We start from the raw sequence: 26735 nt of genomic DNA on the forward strand, positions 1-26735 counted from the left end.
GCTAGGCTGCGGTTTCATCCCGATGGACGTGCTGTGCGATGCCTGCCAAGCGAACCGCACCTTCCACCGCGCCCGCGCTGTTGTCAGGCGGTAACCCGCAGATCGCCAAGGGCGAGGGCGATGCGCCGGTGCAGGCCTATATCGCGGCGATGCCGGACTGGAAGCGGCCGATCGGAGCACAGCTGGACGCGCTGATCGAACAGGCTGTACCCGGTGTGCACAAGGCAGTGAAGTGGAATTCGCCGATGTATGCGGTTGCGCCGGGCGAAGGCTGGTTTCTCAGCTTCCACTGCTTCACCCGCTACATCAAGGTGGCGTTCTTCCGCGGCGCTGCGCTGAAGCCGGTGCCGCCGGAGCCGTCGAAGAGTGCTGATACGCGCTACCTGCACATCCAGCAGGAGGGTGCGTTGGATGAGGCGCAGTTCCTCGACTGGGTGCGCCAGGCCGCGGCATTGCCCGGCGAGCGCATGTAAGTGCATCGTTCCGATCTCCCTGCCGACGAGAACCGCTGATGGCCACGCATGCACCGAACCCTGCCGATGCCGGAACCCCGGCCGCTGAACTGATCGATGCACGCATCGCCGAGCTGGGCGACTGGCGTGGCGAGGCGCTGGCACGCGTGCGTGCCTTGATCCACGAGGCGCTGCCGGACGTGCAGGAAACCTGGAAGTGGCGCGGCACGCCGGTGTGGGAGCACAACGGCATCCTGTGCACCGGCGAAACCTACAAACAGGCGGTGAAGCTGACCTTTGCCAACGGTGCGGCGTTGGCCGATCCGAAGGGCCTGTTCAACGCCAGCCTGGACGGCAACACGCGACGTGCGATCGACATCCATGAAGGCGCGATGCCGGATGCCGCCGCGTTGAAGGCACTGCTGCGCGCGGCGGCCACGTTCAACGCTGCCAAAAAGAAGCGGTAGAGCCGGCCGCTGGCCGGCTGTTGCGCGATGCTTCCGGAGGGGCTTGAGGTTGCCGGCCAGCGGCCGGCACTACCGTGGTAATGACCGGCGGCGAAGAAGAAACGGTAGAGCCGGCCGCTGGTCGGCTGTTGCGCGATGCCCCCGGAGGGGCTTGAGGTTGCCGGCCAGCGGCCGGCACTACCGCAGTGGCGCGGCATCCGGGTCGGCCACCGGCGACGGCGGGCAGGCCGGAATCTCCGACGGCGTGGCCAGTTCCTCGGCGTGCGAGGGCTTGCCCATCATCTTCGCCTTGCGCCAGCCGCCCCAGCGGTAATAGGCCAGCGACAGCAGCATCGACACCAGCGAGCTGACCGGGAAGCTCCACCAGATCGCATCGGCGCCCCAGTACGGCTGCAGCAGTTCGGCGAACGGCACGCGTACGCCCCACAGCGAACCGGCCAGGATCAGCAGCGGCGGAATCACCGCGCCGGTGGAGCGCACCACGCCGGAGATCACGAAGCTGACGCCGAAGAACAGGAACGAGCCGATCACCACGTGGTTGAGATGGCGGGCGATGTCCAGCGCCTGGCTGGCCGGTGGCAGGAACAGGGCCAGCAGCTGGCGATCGAACACCACCAGCGGCAGGATCAGCGCGCCGGTCAACAGGAAGTTGAACAGCACGCCCTGGCGCGCGGTGCCGCGCACGCGATCCCAGCGCTGCGCACCGACGTTCTGTGCCGCCATCGACGAGCACGCCGCACCGATCGCCATCGCCGGCATCTGCAGGTAGTTCCACAGCTGCAGGGCAGCGCCGTAACCGGCGCCGGTGTCGGTGCCGTACTGGTTGACCATGGTCATCAGCAGGATCACCGACAGCGAGATCAGCACCATCTGCAGGCCCATCGGCACGCCCTTGATGACCAGCGCCTTGAGGATGGTCAGGTCGAGCTTGAACAGGCGCATGTCGGCGCGGCCCAGCCACAGGGTGTGGCGCTTGTGCCGCATGTACAGCAGCAGGCCGGCCAGCGACAGCGTCTGCGCGACCAGCGTGGCCCAGGCCGAGCCGGCAATGCCCAGCGCGGGGAACGGCCCCATGCCGAAGATCAGCACCGGGTTCAGCACGATGTCCAGCGCCACCGACACCATCAGGAAACGGAACGGCGTGCGTGAATCACCGGCACCGCGCAGCGCGGCGGTGAGGAAGGCGAACGCGTACAGCGTCGGCATCGCCAGGAAGATGATCTGCAGGTAGGCCTCGGCCAGCGGCAGCGAGGCGGCCGGCGTGCCCATCGCCGCCAGCAGTGGATGGGCCATGAACCAGCCGGCGATGGCGATGATCACCGACAGGCCGATGAAGAAGGTGGCGCTGGTACCGACCACGCGCCGTGCCTGCGCGATGTCGCGCGCACCGATCGCCTGGCCGATCAGGATGGTCGAGGCCATGCCGAAGCCGAACACCGAGCCGATCAGGAAGAACATGATGTTGTTGGCGTTCGCGGTGGCGGTCAGTGCCGCCTCGCCGAGGAAGCGCCCGACCCAGACCGCATTCACCGAACCGTTCAGCGACTGCGCGATGTTGCCTGCCAGGATCGGCAGTGAAAACAGCAGAAGATTGCGGCCGATCGGGCCGGAGGTCAGGTCAAGCGGCGCTTTGGCCATGGAGTGGTGATCGATTCCCGGGAGGCGCACACTAGCACCAAGCCGGTTTGCAGGATGTGGCAATGCATCAACGACTGCAGGTGAAATGGAGCTTGGCGCTGGCCTTGATCGGCACCGCACTGGCCGCATGTTCGACAGGTGACCGGCTGGGCGATACCCAGGTGCGGCCAACCGACCGCCCCGAGTGCCTGGTCGGCAGCCAGCGCCAGGATCTTTCCGCCGGCGTTCCCACCCTGATCGGGGGCAGCGGTTGCCGCACCGACCCCGATAACCCGCGCCCCCTGAACAAGCCACCGGAGTAGTCCGCACCGATGCCTGAGCTTTCCCCGTTGTCGCCCAGTGTCCGCCTGGACATCTGGTTGTGGGCGGCCCGTTTCTTCAAGACCCGCAGCCTGGCCAAGCAGGCCATCGAGACCGGCAAGGTCAGCGTGGCCGGGCAGCGCCCGAAGTCCTCGCGCGCGGTGCGCGTGGGTGAGCAGCTGCAGGTCGACCGCGGCGAGGAGCATTTCGAGATCCAGGTGCTGGGCCTGAGCGACCAGCGTGGGCCGGCGCCAACGGCACAGCAGCTGTACGCCGAGAGCGAGGCTTCGAAGGCGCGCCGTGCCGAACAGCGTGCACTGCGCATCGCGGCACGCGATGGTTTCCAGCCGCCGGAACACAAGCCGGACAAGCGCGCGCGGCGTTTGATCCGGGCCTTGGGTGACATCGACGCGCTCTAGCGAAATCCTGATTCCAACGGATTGTTCCTATCGCGGTGCGAAACAAGGCGCCGGTCACGGTACGTTCGGATTGCGCTGGGCAGGCTGGTTTTTCACCTATCGAAGGCCTGCCCATGCGTCGTCTGCTGTTATGCCTGTCCCTGCTTGCTGCTGCGCCACTGCACGCTGCCGACATCACCTTCTGGGACGTTCCGCAACGCGGTGGCAACAGCATGAACATGTCGCCTCCGGACCGGAAATACTTCGAGGCGCTGCGTGCGACCGGTGCGACCTGGGTGCGGCTGGTGCCGGACAAGTGGAAGGGGCAGGGCGGTCGTGACTTCCTGATCGGCAACGCCGATGACTATCGCGGACTGGTTCCGGCCGACCTGGCCACGCTGCGGCGGGTGCTGGATGACGCCGATGCGGCCGGGCTGAAAGTGGTGCTGACGCCGCTGTCGCTGCCGTTGCTGCGCTGGAAGCAGCACAACGGCGATGTGGTCGACCAGCGCCTGTGGCAGTCCTTCGACAACCATGTGCCGGCCCGTCGCTTCTGGCATGACCTGGCCACGGCGCTGAAGGGTCATCCTGCCTTGGCCGCCTACAACCTCATCAATGAGCCGGTGCCCGAGTACGGTGCAGGCCTGGCCGAGCATGCGTCCACTGAGGCGATGCAGCGGTGGTATGCCGGTGTGCAGGACGGCCCACGCGATCTGCGCCGCTTCTACTCGGAACTGATCGCCAGCATCCGCGAGGTCGACACCGCGATGCCGCTGATGCTGGATGCGGGCTGGTATGCCGCCGCCGACGGTTTCAACTACTGGCCGGCACCGCTGGCGGATTCGAAGCTGCTGTACAGCGTGCACATGTACGAGCCGTATGCAGCAACCAGTGCACCGAACCAGACGCGTGCCAAACCCTGGCGCTATCCGGCGCAGGTGCCGTTCGGTGCAGGCAGCGAGCATTGGGATGCGGCGCGTGTACGCCGTTACCTGCAGCAACCGATGACGTGGGCCGCCTCGCATGGCGTCGGTGCCAACCGCATGGTGGTGGCCGAATTCGGCTGCATGCGGCGGTGGCCGGACTGCAGCCGCTACCTGCAGGATGTGCTGCAGGTGCTGGAGCAGGACAAGGTGCACTGGGCCTTCTACGCCTTCCGCGAGGATGGCTGGGACGGCATGGACTACGAACTGGGCGACAAGCCGCTGCCGTGGTCGTACTGGCAGGCGCAGGAAAAGGGCGGCCATGTCGAGCCGCCGCGTTCGATGCAGGCGCCCCTGTTCGCACCGATCCTGCAGCGTTTGAAGGCGGGCAACCGGTAAGCCGCCGGGCATGGCCCGGCGCTACCCATGGCGATGCCGGTAGCGCCGGCCCATGTCCGGCCAGGCTTTCCCTCAGCGCTTGCCGCCGAGCAGATTGCCGCCCAGCTTGAGCAGATCGCCCACGCCCAGCTGACCATCACCATCCTGGTCCAGCAGGCTGCCGAGCAGGCCACCGGCAAGACCGCCCTGTTGCTGCACCTGCTGCTTTTCCTGGCCCAGGGCCTGGCTGAGCGAGCCGGCATCGGCCTGGCCGCCGCCGAGACGCTGGGCGAGGAAGGCCATCACGATCGGGGCAAGAATCTGCAGCAGCTGGCTGGTGCGGCCGCTGTCGAGCTGGGTGGCCTGGGCCAGGCCGGTCTCCACCTTCTGCTGGCTGCCGCCGAAGATGTGGCCGAGGATGCCGGCACCGTCGCTGGCGGCACCACCACCACCACCACCCAGTACCGAGCCGAGCACGCTGCCCAGGTCCAGGCCGCTGTGGTTGTTCTGCAAGGCGCCGAGCAGGGCCTGCGCGCCCTGCGGCTGCGAGGCGTTGTTGCCCAGCGCGCCCATCAGCACCGGCAGCGCGGCACTGATCGCGCCGGAAGCCTGGGTATCGCTGATGCCGAGCTGCTGCGACACCTGCTGCAGCGGGGCGCCCTGCAATTTGGCGAGAAGTTCGTCGGTCAGGCTCATCTGCGGAATCCTTGATTGGGGTTGGGCGTGCAGAAGGTACGACGCGGACCGTTAAAACGGCGACGCCGCCTCACGGGGAGGCGGCGTGCCGTACACGGGGCAGGGCGATCAGAGCTCGATGTCTTCGGCGCCCGGGGTCGCGGTGGGGAAGTCCGCTTCCGGCTGCGCCGGCTTGAACGGATCCGACGGCTGGCTGGCCAGCGCCTTCAGCGCCGCGGCAACGCCGGCACCGTAGGCCGGGTCGGCCTTGCTGCAGTTGTCGATGTGGCGCTGCTTGATGAAGTCCGGCGCATCGCCCAGGGCGCGGGCGGTGTTGGCGAACAGGCGGTCCTTCTGCGCCTGGTTGTAGCTGCGGAACAGCGCACCGGGCTGGCTGAAATAGTCGGCGTCGTCCTCACGGAAATTCCAGAAGTCGGCGTCGCCGCGGATCTTCATCGGCGGTTCGCGGTACTGCGGCTGTTCCTGCCACTGGCCGTAGCTGTTCGGCTCGTAGTGCGGCAGGCCGCCGTAGTTGCCGTCCACGCGCATCGCACCGTCGCGGTGGTTGCTGTGTACCGGGCAGCGCGCGGCGTTCACCGGAATCTGGTGGTGGTTCACGCCCAAGCGGTAGCGCTGCGCATCGGAATAGGCGAACAGCCGAGCCTGCAGCATCTTGTCCGGCGACGGGCCGATGCCCGGCACCAGGTTGCTCGGTGCGAACGCGGACTGCTCAACGTCCTGGTACCAGTTGACCGGGTTGCGGTTCAGTTCGAACTGGCCCACTTCGATCAGCGGGTAGTCGCTCTTCGGCCACACCTTGGTCAGGTCGAACGGATGCACGCGGTAGGTTTCCGCGTCCAGCTCCGGCATGACCTGGATGAACAGCTTCCACTTCGGGAAGTCGCCCTTCTCGATCGCGGCGAACAGGTCGCGGCCGTGGCTTTCGCGGTCATGGCCGACCAGGATCTGCGCCTGTGCGTCGGTCAGCGATTCGATGCCCTGCTGGCTGACGAAGTGGAACTTGACCCAGAAGCGCTCGCTGTCGGCATTGGTGAAGCTGTAGGTGTGCGAGCCGAAGCCGTGCATGTGGCGGAAGCTGCGCGGAATGCCGCGGTCGCTCATCACCACGGTCACCTGCAACAGGGCTTCGGGCAGCAGCGTCCAGAAGTCCCAGTTGTTGCGCGCGCTGCGCAGGTTGGTGTGCGGGTCGCGCTTCACGGCCTTGTTGAGGTCGGCGAACTTGCGCGGGTCGCGCAGGAAGAACACCGGGGTGTTGTTGCCGACCAGGTCCCAGTTGCCTTCTTCGGTGTAGAACTTCAGCGCGAAGCCGCGGATGTCACGTTCGGCGTCGGCGGCGCCACGCTCGCCGGCCACCGTGGTGAAGCGGGCGAACATCTCGGTCTGCTTGCCGACCTTCTCGAACAGCTTGGCGCGGGTGTACTTGCTGATGTCGTGGGTGACGGTGAAGGTGCCGAACGCGCCCGAGCCCTTCGCGTGCATGCGGCGCTCGGGAATGATCTCGCGGTTGAGGTTGGCCAGCTTTTCCAGCAGCCAGACGTCTTCCATCAGCAGCGGGCCACGCGGGCCGGCGGTCTTGCTGTTCTGGTTGTCCACCACCGGCGCGCCGAAGGCCGTGGTCATCGGCGTGACCGGATCATCGCCATGCTTCTGCTTGGGCGTGGTGCTGAGCTCGCGCTGCTGCTCGGCGCCCTGATCCGGCGACGGGGCGGTGTGATACGGGCACTTGGCGTTGTTGTTGTCGGACTGGCTCATCGGCTGGCTCCTGGTGGCGGTGAAGACGTGGGAGAAACATCTTCACTCGACTTTAGCTATGGCCAGATGAAATGAATAATCGAATGATCCGTTCAGGTTGATAGGTTCTGTCAATTGAAACGCAGAATCGGATTTGCACAGTCTTTCAACAGGCCTCCCGCAAGGCGAGCGGGAGGCCATGGGCGTGCGCTGCGGCTACAGCAGTGCCTTCAACCGGTACAGGGCTTCCAGCGCCTGCTTCGGCGTCAGTTCGTCCGGGTCGATCGCCGCCAGCGCGTCCTGCGCCTTGCTCGACGGTGCTGCGAACAGGCCGAACTGCTGCGGCGCATCCAACGCCTGCGGCGCCAACTCGGCGGCATGGCTTTCACCACCGCGCTGTTCCAGCTCGGCCAGGCGACGCCGTGCCTGTGCCACGGTGGCGCGCGGCAGGCCGGCCAGTGCCGCCACCTGCAGGCCGAAGCTGCGGTTCGCCGGGCCATCCTTTACCGCGTGCATGAACACCAGCGCCTCACCGTGCTCGACGGCATCCAGGTGCACGTTGGCGATGCCGCTGCGGCCACCCTCGTGCTGCTCGTCGGCCAGCGCGGTCAGCTCGAAGTAGTGGGTGGCGAACAGCGTGTAGCAGCGGTTCTGGTAGGCCAGGTGACGGGCCACCGCGTCGGCCAGTGCCAGGCCATCGTAGGTGGACGTGCCACGGCCGATCTCGTCCATCAGCACCAGCGAATGGGCGGTGGCGTGATGCAGGATGTAGCTGGTTTCGGCCATCTCGACCATGAAGGTCGACTGCCCGCGGGCAAGGTCGTCACCGGCGCCGATGCGGGTCAGGATGCGGTCGATCGGGCCGATCAGCGCACGGCTGGCCGGCACGAAGCTGCCGATGTGGGCCAGCAGTACGATCAGCGCGTTCTGCCGCATGTAGGTCGATTTACCGCCCATGTTCGGGCCGGTGATGACCAGCATGCGACGGTCCGGATGCAGATCCAGATCATTGGGTTCGAACGGCTGCTCGCGCACCGCCTCGACCACCGGGTGGCGGCCACGCTCGATCTTCAGGCACGGCTCGGCCTGCAGCTCCGGGCGCGCCCAGTCCAGCGCCTGCGCGCGTTCGGCGAAGGCGGCCAGTACGTCCAGTTCGCTCAGCGCGGCGGCGCATTGCTTCAGCGGTTCCAGTTGGCCGCCGAGGGTGTCCAGCAGCTGCTCGTACAGGTACCTCTCGCGCGACAGCGAGCGGTCACGCGCGGACAGCACCTTGTCTTCGAACGCCTTCAGTTCTTCGGTGATGTAGCGCTCGGCATTGGTCAGCGTCTGGCGGCGGGTGTAGTGCACCGGCGCGCGGTCGGACTGGCCCTTGCTGATCTCGATGTAGTAGCCGTGCACGCGGTTGTAGCCCACCTTCAGGGTGGGAATGCCGCTGCTTTCGCGCTCGCGCTGTTCCAGGTCGACCAGGAACTGGTCGGCGTGGGTGGACAGGCGGCGCAGCTCGTCCAGCTCTTCATCGAAGCCATCGGCCAGCACGCCGCCATCGCTCAGCTTCAGCGGCGGCATTTCGGCGATGGCGCTGGCCAGCAGCTGCGCGCACTCGTCGTGTTCGCCCAGCGCCGCATGCAGCGTCTGCAGGCGCGGCGAATCCAGTGGTGCCAGCACCTCGCGCACCGCCGGCAGCAGGCCCAGGCCGTCGCGCAGGGTGGAGAAATCGCGCGGCCGCGCCGAACGCAGCGCGACACGGGTGAGGATGCGTTCCAGGTCACCGAGGCGGCGGAACTGCTCGCGGATGTCCGCATCGCTGCCGCGATCGATCAGGGTTTCCACCGCATGGTGGCGCTGTACGAGCACCTCGCGCAGGCGCAGCGGGCGGTGCAGCCAGCGCCGCAGCAGGCGCCCGCCCATCGGCGTCACCGTGCTGTCGAGCACACCCAGCAGCGTATTGCGGGTGTCGCCATCAACACGCGTATCCAGTTCCAGATGGCGGCGGGTAGCGGCGTTCATCGCGATCGCCTCGCCGGCGGTTTCCATCGCGATCGAGGTCAGGTGCGGCAGGCGCTGCTTCTGGGTTTCCTCGACATAGCCAAGCAGGGCACCGGCCGCAGCGGTGGCGCGCGGCTTGTCGTCGATGCCGAAGCCGCTCAGGTCATGCAGCTTGAAGAAATTCAGCAGCTGGCGGCGGCCGCTGTCGGCATCGAACAGCCACGGCGCGCGGCGACGTACGCCGGTGCGCTGGCGCAGGAACTCCGGCCAGTTCTCTTCATCGGGCACCAGCAGCTCGGCCGGTTCCAGCCGTGCCAGTTCGGCTTCCAGCGCGTCGTCGGTTTCCACCTCGTTGACCAGGAAGCGGCCGCCGGCCAGGTCGGCCCAGGCCAGGCCGTAGCCCTGCTTGCTGCGCGACAGGGCCATCAGCAGGGTGTCGCGGCGTTCATCCAGCAGCGCCTCGTCGGTGACCGTGCCGGGGGTGACGATGCGCACCACCTTGCGCTCGACCAGGCCCTTGGCCAGCGCCGGGTCGCCGATCTGCTCGCAGATCGCCACCGACTCGCCCAGCGCCACCAGCCGTGCCAGGTAGCCTTCATAGGCATGTACCGGCACGCCGGCCATCGGGATCGGTGCGCCGCCGGAGCTGCCGCGCTGGGTCAGGGTGATGTCGAGCAGGCGCGCCGCCTTGCGGGCGTCGTCATAGAACAGTTCGTAGAAGTCACCCATGCGGAAGAACAGCAGCAGGTCCGGGTAATCGGACTTGGCCGCGAAGAACTGCTTCATCAAGGGGGTGTGCTCTTGACTCCCCTTGGATTCGTTCCGTTTTGTTTTTGAATCAGTGGCTTGCAATGGAGTCCGTCTCGGTGAGTGAAGGCGGGTTGCCGTCAGAAACGGCAAGTAACGGGGTTTTTTGTTGCGATGGTGTTGCGACGGCCGGTTGCTTGGGCAAAGATCGTGTTGCGACGCCAATCGGGACACGGACGATCATGCCAAAAAATGTTGCGACGGACCGCGCCACCCGGCGCCAGGCCACCAAGTTTAGTCTGACCCACCAACAGGTGATGGAGCTTTCAGTTCGGCGCATCCCTGCGTCGGGAGGCTTGGGCAAGCGCGCCAAGCTGGTGGAGCGGCCGGCGGAGCAGGGCGATAAGGCCTATCGCGTGCTGGATGGAAACCAAGGGGCGCCGGTAGGGTTTGGCTTCTACGTGGGCAAGACCCGGACGACCTATGAAGTGGTTCGGCGCGGAACGCAGGGGGTCCGCCGCTTTGCGTTGGGCAACGTCACGGACATGGGGCTGGAAGAGGCCTACTCCGTGGCCCGGGAGCTGATTCAGGAGCTCAAGGCGTCAGGCGAGAACCCGAAGACTCGGGCAGCGCGGGCTAGCCAGCAGCAGCAAGAGGACGGTCGACTGGCTCGGCTCACCGTGGCCGACTGTTTCGACGTCTACATCGCCGACATGAAGGACCGGGTGACCAAGCGACTGGTGAAGCAGTCCAGCCTGACGGCGTTGGAGGACAGCCTTGCTCGATTGTCACGTCCGGAAGTGGGGTTCGCTCAGCGGGCCGTGGCCGATGTGACCGACGACGACGTGGAAGCCGCGTTCGACGCGTTGCGCAAGAGCGCGATGGTCCGATCCAACCGCATTCCGACCCCGATGCGAGAAGCTTTGGCGGGCTACGAGGACTGGGCGGAGCTGGATACGCGGACACTGGAAAGCCTGGGGATCACGGGAAAGTATGTCCAGCGCGTCCGGGCCAGTGGCCTGGCCGCCACCGAACACAGCTTCACGGATGCCCATCGCGCGGTGGCCATGGTGCTGAAACGTGAGAGCGTCCTGGCGGGACGGGAAGGGCGAGAGTCTAGGCTGAGGCACAACCCCCTGCAGGCCATCTTTGATAGGCACTTGCTGAGAGGCGCCCGGAACCTCCGCAAGCATTATGAGAAGGCGGCGGTCCGCAATCCGCTGACCGACAACACGCTCCCAAAGGTGTTGCAGTCGATTGTGGGGCGCCGGGATGAGCAGGGTGGCCACAACGCCGGCGCGTCCGATTATCTGCTGCTGACCTTGCTTTGGGGCACGCGTCGAAGCGAAGCCGCGCAACTGCGCTGGATGGATCGCTGTTCCCACAGCGAGTTGATCCAAGAAGAAGTGTCATGGGTCTGGCTGGGCCAGCCCGGGGAGATCAACCGCTATACGAAGCGGGAGGGCCCGCAGGTCTTCATGTTCGACACCAAATCGGGCGAAGAGCGCTTCCTGCCGATCAGCTACTTCGCGGAGAGGGTGCTGCGACTGCGCTTTGAAACCCGGCTGGACGACGACGGTGCCCTGCGCGAACTGGCTGCAGCAGAGTCGTTGCTGAAGTCAGCCAAGGCCAAGGGGGCGGCACGAACGGTCCTTGCTGCACTGGAGGCAGGCGTCCAGGAAGCGTTGCGCAAGGTGGACCGGACACGCTTCGTGTTCCCCGCCCGCTCTAGCCGCAGCAAGTCGGGCCATTACCTCGATAGCAAATCGATCCTCGCCAATGTGCGTCGCGACGCGGGCTTGGTTGGGCAGCAGGGAGATACGGGGGACATTCGGGATGACGTCGACCAGGGCCTGACCACGCATGATTTGCGGCGGACCCTTGGGCGTTATGCGGCCCTGAAGTTTGGCGAGAGCCGCATTGTCTCGCAGATGCTCCACCACCACGTCCGCACGGCCGGTGGCGATGGCATGTCTCCGGTCTCCGAACGCTACACGCAGCAGGAGTGGGCACGCCTTCGCGAGGCATTTGGTGAGGTTGAGGAGATGATGGTGGCCCGCAGTCCCCGGGTCTGGAACCGGCTCAAGGGGCTGGACAAGCCCCGCCTCGACGAGGCCGGCGAGGAGCCGGTTAAACTGTTCGCTCCAAGGAACAGGAAGTTGGCGCTGAGCCATGCAGACGATTGAAACGGTTCGCAGTGACGAGGACTACCGCGCCAAGCTTCAACGCGCGCTGGACCAAGAGCTGTCGCGCGCTGCAGCCGGCCTGACGCCCACCGTTTCAACCAAGGCCGCAGCCCAGTTTCTCGGGGTGCATTTCGACACGCTGGGCGAGTGGCGCCGCCGGTCGCCCCCGCTGGGGCCGCCCTTTCAAAAAGGCGCGGGCAGCCTTCACGGCGGGGCCAATCAGCACGTCCGCTATCTGTACGAGGATCTCGTCGAGTGGCAGCGCGCTCGATTGGGTCGCTCAGCCAAGGAGCGCCGGCTGGTGGCAGAGGAAGACGCTCTGCGCCAGCAGATCCGCGAGCTCGAGCGGGAGCTCGCGGTAAAGACGGGCCGGACGGAGTTGGAGAAGCTCAAGAAGGCGGTCGGCAAGGGCGTGTCCTTCCTGTCGTTGCGAGACTGCGTGTCGATCAGCCATGGGTGGGTAATGAGCGACGGCTGTATCGCCGGTCACGTTCTCTCGGTCTCGGAAGATCTGCTGGACCGGGCCCTGGACGAAGGCAACGTGTGGGATGCATCGCTGTCCGAGGCTCTGCTGGAGGCTTGGGTCAGCGTCGACGCAAGAGAACCCTACGACGCCGCCATGAGCGCTGCGTTGGACGAGGTGGAAAAGGTCTTGCGGGTGGCGCGTTCTTCTGCCCGCCAAGACGCATTGGACGACTCTCTGCCTGAGCCTGCCCGACCCGCAAAAGATGTCGGTGGCGGTCGATTCCGCTTCTGAGGCCGCCCAGTGAGAGAACGCCAGCCAACAGCTAAAGGTCGAGACCCAGGGATTATGGGGGGCAAGCGTCGTGGCCGGCCTCGAAAAGATCCGACGTCACCGCTCGTTACATTGAGCGAGCAACATCAGGACGAGCTATCGCGAGCAAGAAAAGGCTTGGAGCCTGATGTGAGCGGCGCCGTCGCCGCTTACACGATGGGCATCAGCCTAGACTCATTGAACAGTCGACGCCGGGCGGGGAAGGGGCTCTTTCCTGATTTCACGAGGGCGAAGAGCAACAAAGGTGGCACCCGTTACAACTGGAGATCCGTCCTGGATTGCAGCGAGGCGGAGGTGAACGGGCGATGGATATCGGCCGGCCGCCAACGTATCGAAGAGGATGAGGCAAGTGCGCTGTCGGCAGCATTGGCTGTAGCCAAGATCAGGCGCGCTGAGGCCGATGCCGAGATTGAATCCCTGACAAAGGCACTCAAGCGGCTTGGCATTAAGGCGCTTGAACGCGTGCTGCCTTGGGCGGTGGATGATCGAGGGCGGGTGCTTGGCTCTGCCGCGGCCTACCCTGCCCACCTCGCAAAGCCTCACACGACCCTGGAGGCGCTCCAGATGCCCTGGGTCGAGCGGCGTCTGCACGACGTGCTGATGGACGCTGTCGACTCGATCCTGAGCGATGTCCGCCAAGCGCTGAACAGGGCGCGTGAGGCAAGCCTCGGCTGAGGCAAAGGCTTACCGCGAAATGGGATGCCCGAATGCCGGGTCCTCGCGCACTTTGTCGTGAAAATGATTGCTTGCAAGCCCTTGAAAAACGATCACTTTCAGTGATTTAGCCCTTCATGGGAGGTCGCCAGCGAGTGGGTAGGATGGGCGCACAAGAAACGGAGACGCCCTTGAACACTTCCCCCGCCTACCAGGCCCGCCCAGTGGCACTGCTCTCAGCACGCACTTTGGGTCGGTGCCTAAGGAAACCTGTAGTCCGGGCGTGACCGCTTCCGAGTAAGGGCGTAGGTCAGGCCAAGCGGCTCACTACTTCGATCACTTCTTCCGCGCGGCAGATCTGCCGCGACGGCGAAGCTTTACCCAAAAACCAAGGAGATGCTCCCGTGGGACTCGATATGTTTGCAGGAAAAACCCGTAAAGACGTGGTGGACAACACCGCCGTGCCGATCATGGAATGGCGCAAGCACCCGGATCTGCATGGCTACATGCAGGCGCTGTATGCCAGCCGGAGCGGCTGCAAAGACCCGATGAAGTTCAACAAGAAGCCCCTGTTTCTGTCTAGGCAGGACCTGGAGGACCTCCGGCAGGCCGTGCTTTCCGGACAGCTTCCGAAAACGGAGGGGCACTTCTTTGGCGAGTCTCTTCCCGAAGAACAGCACTTCGACCTGATCTTCATCGATGGAGCGTGCCGCCTCATCGATCAGGGTTGGAATGTCTTCTACGACTCGTGGTGGTGATCTCTGTCCTCTCGTACCGCTACCCAACCTTCCGCATCCATCAACCTTCGGAGTCCATCGTGAGCAAGAAGCCCAGCAGCAAATCCCGCCGTAATCGGAAGTCGAATCGTTCCTCTCGATCTCATGGAGCGATCGTTCCGCAGATCTATTTGACGACCAGTGCGGCTTCCCTCATTGAGGGGATGGATAGCATTGAAAGGGAACTCTTTGAAATGACGCTCCCGGACTTGCTGACGTCGGAGGAAGTCACGTCCTGCATTCAAGTTTACGGTTCTTACCGAGCAGTCGTGACCCATTTCGACACGCAGTTTGTGGTCGAGTCCGTGGGGTGCCGCGCCGCTACGAAAGGCCATTCATCCAAGCCCGGCTTTGTTCTGGATACATACGATCAGCATGCACCCGGCGATTTGCAGCCTCCCTCGTGGCTCGGCAGCTTCCAGCCCCTCCTGCGCACGGCGCCGCTGCCCGGCTTGCAGTCCGAGTCGTAACCCCAACCCGGGCAGCGATCGCCTTTCCGGGCTTGCCTAAGGCAGTGCGGGCATCGCTTGCCTCTCTGCTGGCGCGCAGTAACCCAACCCCATAAAGCAAACGTTCAACGCGGCCCTTTGGCCGTGAGGGCGGAGCTTTGCCAAATCATCAAGGAACAGCCAATGAAACAGCGATACACCATCAGCGTCACCGGCCCGGTGTGGGTCGACTACAGCGTCGCCATGGATGTCACGTGTGTGTCCGATGCGATCAACCATCTTGAATCGCTTGATCCTGAAATCGCCGCACAGTGGCTGATTGAGTCATCGGCCTACTCTCTGGAAAGAATCGAACACGAGGTATGCGGAGGCGTGGGGGACGCGGTGTACGAGGCGATCCCGGACTACGTGTTCAACCGAGCCGGTGAGATGGAGTTCGGATCGGACGAGGAGGACGACCACGATGGTGTCGCCGATCCCGTCGCGCCCGCGTTGCCGCAACGCCTCTTGCTGACGGCGACGGGGCTCGCCAGCCGCCGCTACACCTTCGAAGCCGAGTCATGGGAAGACGCATTGAGTCAGTTTCACGGGCTCAGCACCGAGGAGCTCAATGCGCCGACGTGGAGCATTTGGGGAATTGATCTGGACGTGGACGTCAGCCTTGTCGTGGGGGCATTGGTCGAGGGCGGTGAAGCCGACGAAGACGCGCTGGAAGACATTGCCATGCACCTGGACGTGCAGCTGCCGTAGATGCCCTTGCTGTACCTCGGACCCGCTACGCAGGTCTGAATCCCTCGAACTAACAACAACTCCCTATCAACCATAAGGTGTGCACATTGAACATCCTCTCCGCTTCGTCTGACCCGAACAACCTCTTCATGCCGAAGGAGCGCAAAACCACCTCCATCCCCCGGACTAAAAAGCTCGCCGCAGCCACAGTTGGTTTCGACCGCTTGCCGCAGTTCGAGACAACCACCACTTGGCTCACCCCTCCGGAGCATATTTGGGGCAGCCCGAGGGAAGGCTTCACGGGCCTGGGGCCCTTCGACCTGGATCCGGCAACGCCCGAGAACGGGATGCCGTGGCCCACCGCGGCTCGGATGCTCAAGCCCAGCGATGACGGCCTGGCGTCGGAATGGCCGGCGGATGCCTTCGTTTTCATGAACCCGCCGTTCGGCCGGGGGCAAGAGGCCTGGATGGAGAAGATGGCCAACCACCCGGGGGGCGGCATCGCCCTGGTGTTTGCGCGAACCGAGACCCGCTGGTTCCAAAGTTTCGTGCTGAACCACCCCGATGTCAGCGCGGTGGTCTTCCAGGAGGGCCGCTTGAAGTTCCACCGGGCCAACGGAGACGTAGGTGACGCGCCCCCTGCTGGCCCTGCGTGGATTGCCTACGGCGAGGAGGGCGCCCGTCGCTTGAAGCGGGCGGTCAGGGAGGGGCAGATCCGCGGATGTTTCCTGGAGCTGGACTTTGCCCGGGTGAGTTCTGGGGTGGGCGCTGACGTGGGGGCGGCCAACGATGAGTAAGGGCACTTCGAAGAAGGCAAAGCCGACCGATCCCCGCAACAATGCTTACCAGCGGTTGTTGAAGGCTATCCAAGCCATCCCCGGGGAATCGCCCAGGGAAAAGATGCGCAAGTTCACCGCGTTTGCGCTGAAGGTTTGCGTGATCAATCAGGCCGAGGAGTTGTTCACCCGGGGATTTGGGCCCTTGGTCGCCTGGTGTGACTTGACGCTGCTTGGGACTGACGTGCAAGGAAGCGAGGATTGGTGCCACGAAGCGGGCCAGGCCTACGGCGGCGCAGTGGAAACCTTCGAGCCGTTCGAATGCATCCTGGGCCGATTGTTTAATGAGTTGGTGTGGTCAGGGAAAAAGAACGACGCTCAACATTTCACCCCTTGGGGCTTGGCGAGGGCGATGAACGCCTTTGCTCAAGCGCCTCAAAAAGACGAGTGGCCCATGGGTGACCCCACCTGCGGAGCCGGCACGCTGTTGCTTGTGAAGCTTCACGAACTGGCCGGGAAGGATTCGAAGGCCCTTCGGGGGCTTACCGTGAAAGCGAACGACCGCGATCCGTTGTGTGCTGCGATGACCGCACTTCAGTTGCTGTCAAACCAGTTGATCTGGCGGATGCCCATCGGGCGCGTGGTGGTCGAGTGCAAAGACATCATCACTCAATACCTGGAAACGCGGGTGGTGTTTTGGTCTCTCACGCGAGATCGGTTCATCGCCATGGATGAGGAGATCCGGCTCGAGAAGGCCAACCGGGTGACGGGCGCTGACATGGGGGCGGCCAACGATGAATGAGGTCGCCAACCTTGTGAAGGCCATCCGCGCCATCCCTTCCACTCCTGGCAAGCCGTGGAATCCGCGGGTTGCATTCGAAACGTTCGTTCAGCACGCACTGATGTCAATGGCACATATCCACGCAGACACCAAGGGTCACCTCGACACCAAAGTCCTTGCTTTTGGACCCTTGAAAAAAAATGTCGAAGAAGCGCCTGAAGTGGTAGCAGCCATCAACGCTTACATCAAAGCGGTCTTCGCAAGCAGGCCGTTTGACGATGTCCTGGGACGGGTCCATGCCGAGCTGCTGGCCAGGAAGGGTGGGGAAGGGCTGGGTCAGTCTTTCACTCCCGGCGATCTTCTCGATCTGGTTCAAACCCTTGCCACCAGGCATCGGCCTGGTGGGAGCGGAGCCAAGGTCTACGACAGCTGTTGCGGCGCGGGTTCGCTTGCCCTTGCCGCGATCAGGAGTCAACAGAAACACCTTCCAAGCGAAAAAATCCTGGTGCTGGCGGGGGACATCGATCCGTTGTGCGCAGCGATGACGGCTTTGCAGATCCACGCGAATCAAACGTTTCATTTCTTGCCGCTTGGGGCGGTCAAAGTCACGGTGGGGAACGAACTGATCGGTCCCAGGCGCCCCGGGTTTTGGTCCCGCTTCCACCTCTACGAGTAGAGGCCGGAGGCCCGCCTTTCCCTCTTCAAGACTCGGCGGCGAGCAGCCGCCGGCTCTTGCTTCAAGCCGCTTTTGCTCTTGTTTTTCCTAACAGGTAACAAGCACCTGTTACCCCCTTGTTACCCGTGAAAGCCTTGTCCCATAAGGAGGTAACAAGGGGTAACAGGGTAACGGGTGGATCGCGAGCTCCCGATGGGTGTATGCATGGATGTTGTGAGCGGTGAGTGGATTTTTCTTGCGTGGATCTCTTAAACCACTTGTTACCTTGTTACCACCTGTTACCCCCAGTAAACATAAGGGTTTGAAGGGTAACAAGTGGGTAACAAGCACTTGCTACCTCCCAGGCTGATGCTTGAGGTATTTCACACTTTCAAGTGTTTCTGGAGCATCGAAAGCAGAAACGAACATCCGTTGGCGCGAGCCCTTGCCAGTTCCGTAAAGCCTGCTTAGATGGATTTGTGGCCACAACAGGACCACAAATCAAGAAACGGAGCAGGCAGTGAAGACGAAACGCGAAAAGACCGCACGGGATGAGTTGTTGAAGGCCCGGGTCAGCAAAAGTTTTAAGGCGTTGGTGGAGGAGACGGCGGTGGCCCGTGGGCAAACCCCTTCCGAGGCCATGCGTCAGGCGCTTCAAGAGTGGGTGCATCGCCCCAGTCAAGCGGCATAAAAAACCCCGGGTGCGAACCGGGGCGTTTACTACTAGGGATTACAACATGAAGAGTAAGTCGAAGACTGGCCCTGTCAAGGGCGGGGAGGCCAATGGCGACGCCGTTGATCAGGCTCCGAAGAAAAAGGGCAAGGCCTTTGGGGCCGATGCCAATCCCAACGACGCCACGGATGACCTGGGCGTTATTGGGGAAGACCTCTCGTTTGAGCTGGCTTATGCCGACGATATGCGCCGCGCCAACTGTTTCCGCATTGGCGGCAAGATGGACAACGGCGAGATCGATTTTTCGCTGTATCAGTGGAATGAGTCCGAAGGCATCTGGGCCCCGCAAGCCACCCGGGAAGTAGAAGCCCACGCGTTGGACTGGATGCGCAAGCACGCCCCGGAGGACGCCAAGCAGAGCAGCGCGACCAGCTGCGTCAAGACGGCCATTCTCGAAATGATCCGCTTGCCTGGCATGAAGTTGCCTGAAAGCCAGCATCGGGCCATCGTGCCGCTGAAGGGCGGTTACCTGGAGATCCTCAAGGACGCCAACAAGAAGGCCTACATCGAATACCTGCCGGCCGACCCCAAACACGGGATCACTTCCTTGGTCCCAGCGAAGCTCAACCTCGACCAGGTGAGGTCCGGCCGCTACACCCCCAAGCCGTTGGACCCCAAGTCGCGGTGGGCCAACTACCTCGACCGCTTCATGCCGGACATGGCCGTGCGTGGGTTGCTTCAAGAAGCCATGGCGTCGTCGGTCATGCCGATGTGCCTTGAGAAGGCTTTCCTGCTGCTGGGCAGCGGCAGCAACGGCAAGAGCACCTTGCTTCACGTCCTGCGCGCCATCCACCCGAAAAATACGGCGGTCCGCATCGACAAGCTGGACGGCCAGTTTGCGATGGCACCCCTGGCATCCAAGACCCTTTACCTTGCAACCGAGGCACCCAAGGTCCTCTCCGATCCCATCCAGCAGGTCTTGAAGGCGCTTATCTCTCGCGATCCCATGTCCGCGGAGAACAAGGGCAAGGACGCTTACACCACGGTTCCTCGGGGCACGCTCTTTCTTGCCCTGAACGCCATGTTCTCGGTGACGAGCCACGAACACGGCTTCTGGCGAAAGATTTGCATGATTCCGTTCAACGTGCGCCTGGTCGAAAACGACAAGAACCGCGATCAGGACTTCTACAAAAAGCTGACCGGAGACCCGGCAGAAATGGCCGTGATCATCGACTGGCTGTTGGAGGGGGCCATGCGCCTCATTGAGCGTGGCGGCCTGCCTGAGGAAATGCCCGACGCCGTGAAGGCGCTTGCCGAGCAGACCCGGCAAGAGACGGACACCACGGCATCTTATTTCGCCGAGCGCATGGTCATCGAAGAAGAAGGCACGTGGACCGACAAGAACGACATCTATGCAGACTACCGAAACTACGTTCTGGATGAGCTGGGCCGCAAGCCGGTGGGTGCTGAAGAGCTTTGGAAGCGGGTGCGCGAACGGATGCCGGGGCTCCAGCAGAAGCAGAAGAAGGCGACGAAGGGATCGAAGGCCGAGCGCTGGGTCAACCTGCGCGTGGGGGGATTGAAGCCGCGCCTGGAGGGCGGGGCTCCCCAGGCCATCCCGGACGAGGAGGTTCCGTTGGGTGACCCTCTGAGCAAAGAGGCCATGGAAGCCATCGCCCTCCTGTCGGGCGCACCGATGGCTGAAGCCGCGTAGGCCTTTACAACCGGCGATGGTGCGCTATTGCAAAGGGGTATCCAAACCAAGACGGAGCCCCCATGCCATCGCCCGACCACATTCCCGAAGACGCTTTCCACGAAGAAGCTATCACCGCTGCCGATCTAGAGAGCCCAGAGACACCGGAAGCGGACCCGCAATACTTGCTCGTGCAAAGCGGGTTTGGTCTCCACGTCCGTCTGGGAAAAGACGGCGACCAGGGATTGCGCAGCGAGGACGAAATCGCCGAGCTGGTGCGGCGAGCGTTGTATCACCGCAAGAGTCTGACCCTTCATATCGAGTTCTGACCCCATCTACCCACAACCACCTGTTGAGAGGCGCAGGAGGTTGAAAAAGATTTGAGGCAACCACCCATGTCCAAGTATTCCGATCTCATCCAAGCCACCGCCGAGCGAATGCTCGACCTCATGAAGCAGGGCACCATCCCCTGGCGCCGACCCTGGAACGACCCCGACGCCCCGAAGAACGGCTCGATCAACGGGCCGTGGAATCCAACCTCGGGCAAGTCCTATAGGGGCTCGAACACACTGATCCTTCTCGGGGCGCAGATGGCCCATGGCTACAACGACAATCGCTGGCTGACCTACCGGCAGGCAGAAAGCATTGGGGCCCAAGTCAAGCGCGGCGAAAAGGGCCAGCAGATCGCTTACTGGGATTTCAGCAAGGCCGGCAAAGCCAAAGACGGTGCCGAGCCGTTGACCGAAGGCGAAGAGAAGAGCGGATACCAGGGACCATCGGTGTTCGTCGCCACGGTGTTCAATGCCAGCCAGATCGACGGCATGCCGGAGCCCCCGCCGCCCTTCGTCATGCCCGAGTCGATCCGTAACTTGCGTGTGCGGGAGCTGCTGGACCGTCACCAGCCGAAGGTTCACCACGACGGTGGCAACCGGGCGTTCTATAGCGTCGCTGCCGATTCAATCCACCTGCCGAAGCACCACACTTTCAGAGATGACGTCAGCTATCAGGCCACGCTGCTCCACGAACTGGCCCATTGGACTGGAGCGAAGCACCGCCTCGACCGAGACCAGACCGGGCGATTCGGCAGCCAGGACTACGCCAAAGAGGAGCTGGTTGCAGAGCTGTCCAGTTTGTTCATTTCCGAGCGCCTGGGCATTGGCTTAGGCAGGCAACACGAAGAGCAGCATGCGGGCTACCTGCAGAGCTGGATGAGGGCGCTTGAAGACGACGCGAAATGCCTGTTCCGCGCGGCCAGCCAAGCCGAGAAGGTCATGACCTTCCTCGACATTCCCGCGTTCGAGCGCGAACCGCTGCCGCAGGTCAAGAAGGAGCAGGGCATGGACCAGAGGCGGAAGGCGGAAGCCGACCGAAGGTCCCCATCGCGACGCAAGGAGCGCCAGGTTGCTTAGCGCAGGTAGGGGGTTGACCTTTTGAGGTTTCGAGTTAGAAATGAATGTGCTGGGGGAAGTCCCGGCTGTGGTCCGATTCCTCTACTTCTAACTGAGAACTTTTCCAGGGTGAGCGGTTAGAAGGTGGTTGGGTGGTTATCCTTGCTGTTTTTGGTGGTTTCCGGTGGTTGCTGTCGCCGGGGTGGAAAGAATGCTTAGTTAACCGACCTGAGAAATCAATAACTAGGCGCCATGTTTTTTCTTGAGCTTCTTACGCTGGGTTGAGAGGGGTGGCGAAAGCCGCCCCTTTTCTCTTTGCAGCCCCTTGCGCATCCCCCTTTCTTTGTTAAGACATGAGTATCACTCACCAAGCGGAGGAACCATGGCTGGCAATGTCTTTTCAAATCTACTTCGACCCTTCATCCGTCAAAAGGACACGGAACTACCAGGCGTGGCTTCTTCTGAGCCGCTTGAACCCCCGGTCCGGGAGCGCTTGGATGATTCAAGCCAGCGGCCAGTGGCTTCAGCGGAGCCGGCAACCCTTTCGCCCGTTGAGGGCCCTCAAAGTGTGCCCCCATCGTTCAACGATGAGGCAACGGATCGGTTGGGGAACACTTTGGCCTTCGCTGGTCTGAAGACGAAGGGTCGCTTCGAGCACGAGGTAAGGCAGGCCATCGAAGACGGCGCCGATGTGAAAGGGTATCGCGACGCGCGCGGCGATTCCGCCTTGCATAAATGTCAGGAGCCGTGGCAGATGGAACTGCTTATCTCGGCTGGGGCGGATGTTCACGCGTTGGACAAACAAGGGCGTTCGCCTTTTGATCGCCTGTTGAGCACATACCAAAGGGAACCCGCTTGGTCCGAAAAACCTACTGCGGAAGGTTTGGCGCTGTTGGCGAAGGCCGGAGCGGATGTCAATGCCCTAAGCCAAGGGCAATCCGCTCTGCATGTTGCTGCGAAGCGAGGGCTTGAAGGCGATTGCCACATGCTTATCGATGCCGGCGCCGACGTGAATCTGCGGACGGACGGGGGAGACACCCCGCTCCACCTGGCCAGCGACCCAAGCGTTGTGCTGCGCTTGCTGGATGCCAAGGCCGATCCCTCCCTGCTGAACTCGAATGGCGAGCCAGCGCTAAAACATGATCCTATGCTTTATCGAGAAAGTATTCGGAACCACCGAGACGATTTTTCGCCGCGTGAGCGCGTCGATGCGGCGACCGACCCGATTTTCCTGGCCGAGACGCCCAGCGAGCTTGTCGCTGCGTTGGGGCAGGGCGGTAGTGTGAGGGACACCGATGCGCTGGGCCGAACCGCGCTTCATTACGTCAAAACGGGGGAGATGGTGCAGGCGTTGGTGTTGGCCGGGGCCCAGGTTGACGCAAAAGACATGGAGGGAAACATTCCTGCCCATACCGCGGACGAGCGCGCGATGGAAGAGTTGGTCGATGGGGTGGGGAGAGGCGTTTCGCAACACCATGTGGAGAACGACAGGGGGGAAACCCCTTATGCGACCCGGGATCACTACCACGAGGCTCGGTATTGGGATGCCGAAGCGAAAGAGCAGGCCGCGGAAAAGGCGGAGCAGACGAAGGAGGCGCAAGACCGCGTGTTCAACATTGTGGAACTCATTGAGGCCGGCGACGCCAAACGTCTGCTGGAGCAGGTGGATCCCAACGAAGAACTGGTCAGTCGGAACCGAACGTTCAACATCGACGGAGACGAGGGCTGGGCTTACAACGACTATGCCGGCTACAGCGTCCTTCACGAAGCGGCGAAGCAGGGGAACACGGAACTCTGCCGAGAACTGGTGTTCGCAGGGGCGGACTGGAACAAAGAGTGTAAGCTCGTCGGCGAGCAAGGCTTTGACAACTACGTCAACGGCTTTCGAAACGAGCCTGGCATGAAGCCCATCGATTTTGCGAGCAAACGAGAGACCAAGTCGTTCTTGAGCAACGCTGAGAACGAGCTGCGATGCCACAACCGATCCAAGCTCTTGGACGAGCTTCTTCCCGCTGCCAACGCTTGGAAACCACCGGAAGGCGGGTTTGGGGCCGACGCCCAACGGCAGGTCGGTGCGGCCATGAAGGCCCATGGGCAGGACGGCCAAACCCTGGAAGCCCCTCGCTTGCGAGCGCGCTTCTAAGGCCAAGGGAAAGGGCGGCGAAAGCCGCCTTTTCTTTTCCCGATCCCCTTGCGCAAACCAAACCGTTTGTTATGGGTAGTGCAACCCATTCAAAAAAGGAGGCCTCATGCGCGCGTTGATTCTTTCTCTGGCCCTTGCCAGCCTGCTCCCCCTTGCCGCCAGCGCCGCCGAGCCCCGTAGCGATTCGGTCGCCGTTGCCGTCGGGGTGAATGCCACCGTGATCACGCCGCACACCATCGCAGTAAGGGTCACACACGCCTGGGAGGCGTCCCCCACGGAAACCGCCACCGGGGTTCAGTCCTTCGAACCCATGGAAGCGCCGGGCCGTGGCCCATACGCGGCTTACAACTCAATCTTGAAGAAGAACCCCGCAACACGCGAAAGCGTCACGCTGTGGGTGATTGACGAGGCGCAGCGCTACTACACGCTCCGAGTGACGTATGAGCGCGTCCCATGCCGCGACACGCGAAACAACGGTGTGGATGACAGCGTATGTGCGCTGCGCATCGCTGGCCGCATTCTGCCGTTCTACATGCAGGGCGACGAGCAGGGGGCTTTTGAGGTGGGGGATCAAGTTTTTCTCCGCTCCGAAGGGACCGCGCAGCCAGTGATTACAGAGCTTGAGGCAGCTTCCGTATCCGTAGTCATCGGTGCGGGCAGAGAAAATGTAGCCGTTGGAGGGCAGCGCTGATGAAATGGCTCGCATTTTTCCGCAAGCGCCCCGATGCCGCGCTGAGCATCGAGGACTTCAAGCAATCTCCAGGCCACGTTTTGATGGACGAGAGCGGATACCTGGGCCTTTCTCACGAAGCAGCAGCCCAGATCGATCGGTTGCGCCAAGCCAAGGGCTGGGGCGTGCGCTCTGCCAACGCGGCAACGACCGGCAAAGGGCGGCGCTAATGGGAGCCACATTCAAAAGCATTGCCCACCATTACGGTCACCTCATTCTAGACGGCATGGATTGCTCCCCTGCGCAACCTCACGAGCTGCACCACCTGCCAATGGCGTGGAATCTCAAGCCCAGCCAGTGGGGCCAACCTCTCACCTTCCAAGCGCGCCCTCTCAGAAGTCACCCGGGGGGCCGCCCATGGTGAGCGCGATTCTTTTGCTGACCCTGCTCGGCCTCATGGTCCTGGTCCCTCTCTGGACGCTGAAGCGCTTTGCCGACGCCAAGGCAGCCTGGCAACGGGTGAGGGGCGGTGAGCGAGACGCTCGCACGCACGGCCGCGTCGTGATCCATGGCGGGCTGTTTGGAGTTGGGATGGTGGTCATCGCCGCGTTCTTGGCCCAAGCCACCTTCAGCGTCTGGCACCAGCTCGCCACCGGGGGAGGCCTGTTTGTCCTCGGCACGGTCGCGGTGCTCTGTCTGCTGGCCTTTTTCTGGGGCAAGGGGAGGTCGCGCGGATGAGTGCGTTGACGATGCTGGTCCTTTCCATGCTGGTCCTTGCTGTGTTTCTCTGCTCGGCGGCGTTTCTCTCTTTTATGATCGCGTTGACTTACCCGACCGTAAAGCAATCGCTGGCCCTTTTCTGCGCCGGGAAGCGCGACGCATCGCTCTACGTGGATTTCGCGATTTTTATTTTTGGGGGGATCTTCGCGGGTTGCGTCCTCACGCTCGCATTCGGGGCGGTGGTAATGGCCCTCAACATTTCCAGCGCTGAGGACGCCGCTCTATACGCGGCCACCTTGCTTAGCGCGGGGCTGGGCTACTGGGTGGGCCGATGACACGCGAGCCGTCCACCTTGTTTGCCCCAGGCGTTCTTCCCGGGCCGGATGGCATCGAGCTGTTGCCGATGCCCGCAGACATCCGGGCCATCTACGACGCAGCCCAACGCAACACGCCTTTCAGCAAGGACGTGGACGACGCCCTGGCCGCGCACCGCAACGCACACGGCGAAGCGGAGCAAATCGAGCACGCCCAGCGTGTGGATCCTGCGGATGCCATGCCCTCGGCGCGCTACCGGGCGTATGTGAGCCAACGCCGCTATGCGGTCCGCGCCTGCATTCAGGCCGGCATGGCACGAAAGGACATCGCAAGGTTCCTCGGGGTGGCTGTTTACACCTTGCAGAAAGATGCTCAAGCCCTTGGACTGCGGCTGCCGGTCAGCCAACGACAACCGAGGAGCATTGCAGGGCACTCGGTTGAGGAAGTGCTGAGCCTGCTCCACGAACTGGGCACCCACACCCGTGTGGCGGCTCGGATCGGCGTCACGCAGCAAGCGGTTAGCCTGTTTTGCAAGAAATACGAACTGGACATGCCGCAAAACGGAAAGAAGGCGGTTGTTCTGGCTCGGCGCAAAGAGGTGCGCCGGTTGAGCGAGGCCGGCCTATCGGTGTCTGAAATGGCGCAACAGTTGGCCGTGCCATACGCGTGCATAGCGGCCGACCGCAGAACGCTGAAGCTGCCGCGTGTGCGTCCGCCGGCAGAGAAAATGACCCTCTTGGGCTTGAGTCGAGCAGAGATCGAGGCCCTTCTTGCTCGATTCCAGACCATCAAGGCAGTGGCGTTGCATCTCGGAACCAGTGGGGCGCATGTGTCCTCGTACATGAAGAGGGCCGGCCTCAAAGCGCCACGGGACGGGCGATGCCGCCAGGCCAACACACCATCGACCGACCGCAAACCGCTGAAGCTTCCGGGCATGCGTAAACCGGCGGAGAAATTGACCCTCTCGGGCTTGAGTCGAGCAGAGGTCGAGATCCTGCTCGCCCGATTCCAGACGGCCAACGCTGTGGCTCTGCATCTTGGGGTCAGCGCGTCGTCTATATCTGTTTACATGAAAAGAGCAGGTCTCAAAGCGCCGCGCGATGGGCGACGTCGTCAGGCCACTCCATCATGATTCCACGCAAAGGCTTCCTCGGCGGCCGTTCCCCGGCCCAGGTTCAATCCTTGCTGGACGAAGGGGTGACTCAGCGCGCCTTGGCCCAACGCCTGGGCGTCACCCACCAAGCCGTGAACCGCTTTGTCCGGCGGCACCGCCTGGCGGGCTCCGGACGGCAGGCGTTCCGGGACCGCCAAGCCCGCGAGCTCGCTGAGCGTCGCCAGCAGGTGCAGCGGCTGGTCCGAGCCGGGCTGACCTCGGTCGAGGTGGCCCAGCGCTTGGACGTGTCGCCGGCCACCATCGGCCTGGACCGCCGAGCCCTTCGTTTGGGGCGTGTCCTGAAAGGGCCGGAGCAGCGCAGCTTGCAGGGGCTGGGCCTGGACCAGGTTCGGGCTCGCTTAAAGGAGGTCAGCCGGGCTCAGTTAGCGCGGGAGCTTGGGGTGAGCAGCTCGGCTGTCTATCGCTACTGCGGGAAGGTGGGCCTCAGCCGTCCGTAGCCTA

29 protein-coding genes are annotated in these 26735 nt (G+C 63.2%); 25 read left to right on the forward strand and 4 right to left on the reverse strand.

Annotated elements, in window-relative coordinates; genetic code table 11:
• Positions 1 to 38 precede the first annotated feature (38 nt).
• Positions 39 to 473 (forward strand): DUF1801 domain-containing protein, encoded by a 435-nt coding sequence (locus ACZK3W_RS06265; protein ID WP_032127553.1) that lies wholly within the window; start codon positions 39 to 41, stop codon positions 471 to 473.
• 38 nt (positions 474 to 511) lie between these two features.
• Entirely contained in the window at positions 512 to 919 is a 408-nt protein-coding gene (locus ACZK3W_RS06270; protein WP_253143365.1) for a DUF1801 domain-containing protein, read from the forward strand.
• 177 nt (positions 920 to 1096) lie between these two features.
• Here ACZK3W_RS06270 and ACZK3W_RS06275 read toward each other — a convergent pair whose 3' ends face one another.
• Positions 1097 to 2557 carry an MATE family efflux transporter gene (locus tag ACZK3W_RS06275; protein ID WP_049399635.1) on the reverse strand — a complete coding sequence of 487 codons (1461 nt, stop codon included), beginning with the start codon at positions 2555 to 2557 and terminating at the stop codon, positions 1097 to 1099.
• Between the two features lie 62 nt (positions 2558 to 2619).
• Between ACZK3W_RS06275 and ACZK3W_RS06280 the strand changes: the two genes are divergently transcribed.
• The 3 genes from ACZK3W_RS06280 (at position 2620) to ACZK3W_RS06290 (ending at position 4577) form a co-directional block, all read left to right on the forward strand.
• Positions 2620 to 2859 carry a hypothetical protein gene (locus tag ACZK3W_RS06280; protein WP_478450589.1) on the forward strand — a complete coding sequence of 80 codons (240 nt, stop codon included), beginning with the start codon at positions 2620 to 2622 and terminating at the stop codon, positions 2857 to 2859.
• A 9-nt stretch (positions 2860 to 2868) separates the two neighbouring features.
• Positions 2869 to 3276, forward strand: coding sequence for an RNA-binding S4 domain-containing protein (locus ACZK3W_RS06285; protein WP_004149153.1), 408 nt, complete (start codon positions 2869 to 2871; stop codon positions 3274 to 3276).
• A 113-nt stretch (positions 3277 to 3389) separates the two neighbouring features.
• A complete protein-coding gene (locus tag ACZK3W_RS06290; protein ID WP_032127549.1) occupies positions 3390 to 4577 on the forward strand; it encodes a glycoside hydrolase family 5 protein in 1188 nt (395 codons plus the stop codon).
• A gap of 72 nt (positions 4578 to 4649) precedes the next feature.
• Here the strand turns inward: ACZK3W_RS06290 and ACZK3W_RS06295 are convergent, their stop codons facing one another.
• The 3 genes from ACZK3W_RS06295 to mutS all read right to left on the reverse strand — a co-directional run bounded on the left by ACZK3W_RS06295 (position 4650) and on the right by mutS (position 9821).
• The gene (locus ACZK3W_RS06295; RefSeq protein ID WP_049424483.1) at positions 4650 to 5252 is read right to left on the reverse strand and encodes a DUF937 domain-containing protein; all 603 of its coding nucleotides are present in this window, start codon (positions 5250 to 5252) and stop codon (positions 4650 to 4652) included.
• 108 nt (positions 5253 to 5360) lie between these two features.
• Positions 5361 to 7004: a catalase gene (locus tag ACZK3W_RS06300; RefSeq protein WP_478445585.1), complete on the reverse strand. Its 1644-nt coding sequence runs from the start codon at positions 7002 to 7004 to the stop codon at positions 5361 to 5363.
• 195 nt (positions 7005 to 7199) lie between these two features.
• Entirely contained in the window at positions 7200 to 9821 is a 2622-nt protein-coding gene (mutS, locus tag ACZK3W_RS06305; RefSeq protein WP_478450590.1) for a DNA mismatch repair protein MutS, read from the reverse strand.
• 251 nt (positions 9822 to 10072) lie between these two features.
• Here mutS and ACZK3W_RS06310 point away from each other — a divergent pair, with 251 nt between their 5' ends.
• The 20 genes from ACZK3W_RS06310 to ACZK3W_RS06405 all read left to right on the forward strand — a co-directional run bounded on the left by ACZK3W_RS06310 (position 10073) and on the right by ACZK3W_RS06405 (position 26731).
• Positions 10073 to 11902: a site-specific integrase gene (locus ACZK3W_RS06310; protein ID WP_229298516.1), complete on the forward strand. Its 1830-nt coding sequence runs from the start codon at positions 10073 to 10075 to the stop codon at positions 11900 to 11902.
• Entirely contained in the window at positions 11889 to 12659 is a 771-nt protein-coding gene (locus ACZK3W_RS06315) for a nucleotide-binding protein (RefSeq protein WP_008266608.1), read from the forward strand. The genes ACZK3W_RS06310 and ACZK3W_RS06315 overlap by 14 nt, the downstream gene beginning before the upstream one ends.
• Positions 12660 to 12827: 168 nt before the next feature.
• On the forward strand, positions 12828 to 13373 hold the full coding sequence (locus ACZK3W_RS06320) for a hypothetical protein (protein WP_049446852.1): 546 nt from the start codon (positions 12828 to 12830) through the stop codon (positions 13371 to 13373).
• A gap of 383 nt (positions 13374 to 13756) precedes the next feature.
• On the forward strand, positions 13757 to 14110 hold the full coding sequence (locus tag ACZK3W_RS06325; RefSeq protein ID WP_040008476.1) for a hypothetical protein: 354 nt from the start codon (positions 13757 to 13759) through the stop codon (positions 14108 to 14110).
• A gap of 59 nt (positions 14111 to 14169) precedes the next feature.
• Complete coding sequence (locus tag ACZK3W_RS06330; RefSeq protein WP_146256386.1) at positions 14170 to 14598, forward strand: hypothetical protein; 429 nt, start codon at positions 14170 to 14172, stop codon at positions 14596 to 14598.
• 162 nt (positions 14599 to 14760) lie between these two features.
• Positions 14761 to 15327, forward strand: a complete 567-nt coding sequence (locus ACZK3W_RS06335) for a hypothetical protein (protein WP_008267292.1) — start codon at positions 14761 to 14763, stop codon at positions 15325 to 15327.
• A gap of 86 nt (positions 15328 to 15413) precedes the next feature.
• Positions 15414 to 16103 (forward strand): phage N-6-adenine-methyltransferase, encoded by a 690-nt coding sequence (locus ACZK3W_RS06340; RefSeq protein WP_229298517.1) that lies wholly within the window; start codon positions 15414 to 15416, stop codon positions 16101 to 16103.
• Entirely contained in the window at positions 16096 to 16884 is a 789-nt protein-coding gene (locus ACZK3W_RS06345; protein WP_146256385.1) for a DNA methyltransferase family protein, read from the forward strand. The genes ACZK3W_RS06340 and ACZK3W_RS06345 overlap by 8 nt, the downstream gene beginning before the upstream one ends.
• Positions 16877 to 17539 (forward strand): N-6 DNA methylase, encoded by a 663-nt coding sequence (locus ACZK3W_RS06350; protein ID WP_049451765.1) that lies wholly within the window; start codon positions 16877 to 16879, stop codon positions 17537 to 17539. Before ACZK3W_RS06345 ends, ACZK3W_RS06350 begins: the two co-directional genes overlap by 8 nt.
• 499 nt (positions 17540 to 18038) lie before the next feature.
• The gene (locus ACZK3W_RS06355; RefSeq protein WP_140222693.1) at positions 18039 to 18209 is read left to right on the forward strand and encodes a ribbon-helix-helix protein, CopG family; all 171 of its coding nucleotides are present in this window, start codon (positions 18039 to 18041) and stop codon (positions 18207 to 18209) included.
• Between the two features lie 46 nt (positions 18210 to 18255).
• Positions 18256 to 19905 (forward strand): DNA primase family protein, encoded by a 1650-nt coding sequence (locus ACZK3W_RS06360; protein WP_164089599.1) that lies wholly within the window; start codon positions 18256 to 18258, stop codon positions 19903 to 19905.
• 62 nt (positions 19906 to 19967) lie between these two features.
• Positions 19968 to 20213: a hypothetical protein gene (locus ACZK3W_RS06365; protein ID WP_040008462.1), complete on the forward strand. Its 246-nt coding sequence runs from the start codon at positions 19968 to 19970 to the stop codon at positions 20211 to 20213.
• Between the two features lie 66 nt (positions 20214 to 20279).
• On the forward strand, positions 20280 to 21293 hold the full coding sequence (locus tag ACZK3W_RS06370) for an ArdC family protein (protein ID WP_008264731.1): 1014 nt from the start codon (positions 20280 to 20282) through the stop codon (positions 21291 to 21293).
• A gap of 361 nt (positions 21294 to 21654) precedes the next feature.
• Positions 21655 to 23415: an ankyrin repeat domain-containing protein gene (locus tag ACZK3W_RS06375; protein WP_080354581.1), complete on the forward strand. Its 1761-nt coding sequence runs from the start codon at positions 21655 to 21657 to the stop codon at positions 23413 to 23415.
• A gap of 106 nt (positions 23416 to 23521) precedes the next feature.
• The gene (locus tag ACZK3W_RS06380; protein WP_024957517.1) at positions 23522 to 24106 is read left to right on the forward strand and encodes a hypothetical protein; all 585 of its coding nucleotides are present in this window, start codon (positions 23522 to 23524) and stop codon (positions 24104 to 24106) included.
• Positions 24106 to 24315: a hypothetical protein gene (locus ACZK3W_RS06385; protein ID WP_008266166.1), complete on the forward strand. Its 210-nt coding sequence runs from the start codon at positions 24106 to 24108 to the stop codon at positions 24313 to 24315. The genes ACZK3W_RS06380 and ACZK3W_RS06385 overlap by 1 nt, the downstream gene beginning before the upstream one ends.
• Positions 24316 to 24502: 187 nt before the next feature.
• Positions 24503 to 24823 carry a hypothetical protein gene (locus tag ACZK3W_RS06390; protein ID WP_040008455.1) on the forward strand — a complete coding sequence of 107 codons (321 nt, stop codon included), beginning with the start codon at positions 24503 to 24505 and terminating at the stop codon, positions 24821 to 24823.
• Entirely contained in the window at positions 24820 to 25140 is a 321-nt protein-coding gene (locus tag ACZK3W_RS06395; protein ID WP_478450591.1) for a hypothetical protein, read from the forward strand. The genes ACZK3W_RS06390 and ACZK3W_RS06395 overlap by 4 nt, the downstream gene beginning before the upstream one ends.
• A complete protein-coding gene (locus ACZK3W_RS06400) occupies positions 25137 to 26252 on the forward strand; it encodes a hypothetical protein (protein ID WP_164089600.1) in 1116 nt (371 codons plus the stop codon). Before ACZK3W_RS06395 ends, ACZK3W_RS06400 begins: the two co-directional genes overlap by 4 nt.
• Complete coding sequence (locus tag ACZK3W_RS06405) at positions 26249 to 26731, forward strand: hypothetical protein (protein WP_164089601.1); 483 nt, start codon at positions 26249 to 26251, stop codon at positions 26729 to 26731. Before ACZK3W_RS06400 ends, ACZK3W_RS06405 begins: the two co-directional genes overlap by 4 nt.
• Positions 26732 to 26735 lie beyond the last annotated feature (4 nt).

This window comes from Stenotrophomonas sp. 80084_Sma, assembly GCF_056481995.1.

Excerpts from the sequence above, each read along its gene's own strand:
- ACZK3W_RS06265 (WP_032127553.1), top strand. The coding sequence starts at position 39 with ATGCCTGCCAAGCGAACCGCACCTTCCACCGCGCCCGCGCTGTTGTCA.
- ACZK3W_RS06270 (WP_253143365.1), top strand. The coding sequence starts at position 512 with ATGGCCACGCATGCACCGAACCCTGCCGATGCCGGAACCCCGGCCGCT.
- ACZK3W_RS06275 (WP_049399635.1), bottom strand. The coding sequence starts at position 2,557 with ATGGCCAAAGCGCCGCTTGACCTGACCTCCGGCCCGATCGGCCGCAAT.
- ACZK3W_RS06280 (WP_478450589.1), top strand. The coding sequence starts at position 2,620 with ATGCATCAACGACTGCAGGTGAAATGGAGCTTGGCGCTGGCCTTGATC.
- ACZK3W_RS06285 (WP_004149153.1), top strand. The coding sequence starts at position 2,869 with ATGCCTGAGCTTTCCCCGTTGTCGCCCAGTGTCCGCCTGGACATCTGG.
- ACZK3W_RS06290 (WP_032127549.1), top strand. The coding sequence starts at position 3,390 with ATGCGTCGTCTGCTGTTATGCCTGTCCCTGCTTGCTGCTGCGCCACTG.
- ACZK3W_RS06295 (WP_049424483.1), bottom strand. The coding sequence starts at position 5,252 with ATGAGCCTGACCGACGAACTTCTCGCCAAATTGCAGGGCGCCCCGCTG.
- ACZK3W_RS06300 (WP_478445585.1), bottom strand. The coding sequence starts at position 7,004 with ATGAGCCAGTCCGACAACAACAACGCCAAGTGCCCGTATCACACCGCC.
- ACZK3W_RS06315 (WP_008266608.1), top strand. The coding sequence starts at position 11,889 with ATGCAGACGATTGAAACGGTTCGCAGTGACGAGGACTACCGCGCCAAG.
- ACZK3W_RS06335 (WP_008267292.1), top strand. The coding sequence starts at position 14,761 with ATGAAACAGCGATACACCATCAGCGTCACCGGCCCGGTGTGGGTCGAC.
- ACZK3W_RS06345 (WP_146256385.1), top strand. The coding sequence starts at position 16,096 with ATGAGTAAGGGCACTTCGAAGAAGGCAAAGCCGACCGATCCCCGCAAC.
- ACZK3W_RS06350 (WP_049451765.1), top strand. The coding sequence starts at position 16,877 with ATGAATGAGGTCGCCAACCTTGTGAAGGCCATCCGCGCCATCCCTTCC.
- ACZK3W_RS06360 (WP_164089599.1), top strand. The coding sequence starts at position 18,256 with ATGAAGAGTAAGTCGAAGACTGGCCCTGTCAAGGGCGGGGAGGCCAAT.
- ACZK3W_RS06365 (WP_040008462.1), top strand. The coding sequence starts at position 19,968 with ATGCCATCGCCCGACCACATTCCCGAAGACGCTTTCCACGAAGAAGCT.
- ACZK3W_RS06370 (WP_008264731.1), top strand. The coding sequence starts at position 20,280 with ATGTCCAAGTATTCCGATCTCATCCAAGCCACCGCCGAGCGAATGCTC.
- ACZK3W_RS06375 (WP_080354581.1), top strand. The coding sequence starts at position 21,655 with ATGGCTGGCAATGTCTTTTCAAATCTACTTCGACCCTTCATCCGTCAA.
- ACZK3W_RS06380 (WP_024957517.1), top strand. The coding sequence starts at position 23,522 with ATGCGCGCGTTGATTCTTTCTCTGGCCCTTGCCAGCCTGCTCCCCCTT.
- ACZK3W_RS06385 (WP_008266166.1), top strand. The coding sequence starts at position 24,106 with ATGAAATGGCTCGCATTTTTCCGCAAGCGCCCCGATGCCGCGCTGAGC.
- ACZK3W_RS06390 (WP_040008455.1), top strand. The coding sequence starts at position 24,503 with ATGGTGAGCGCGATTCTTTTGCTGACCCTGCTCGGCCTCATGGTCCTG.
- ACZK3W_RS06395 (WP_478450591.1), top strand. The coding sequence starts at position 24,820 with ATGAGTGCGTTGACGATGCTGGTCCTTTCCATGCTGGTCCTTGCTGTG.
- ACZK3W_RS06400 (WP_164089600.1), top strand. The coding sequence starts at position 25,137 with ATGACACGCGAGCCGTCCACCTTGTTTGCCCCAGGCGTTCTTCCCGGG.
- ACZK3W_RS06405 (WP_164089601.1), top strand. The coding sequence starts at position 26,249 with ATGATTCCACGCAAAGGCTTCCTCGGCGGCCGTTCCCCGGCCCAGGTT.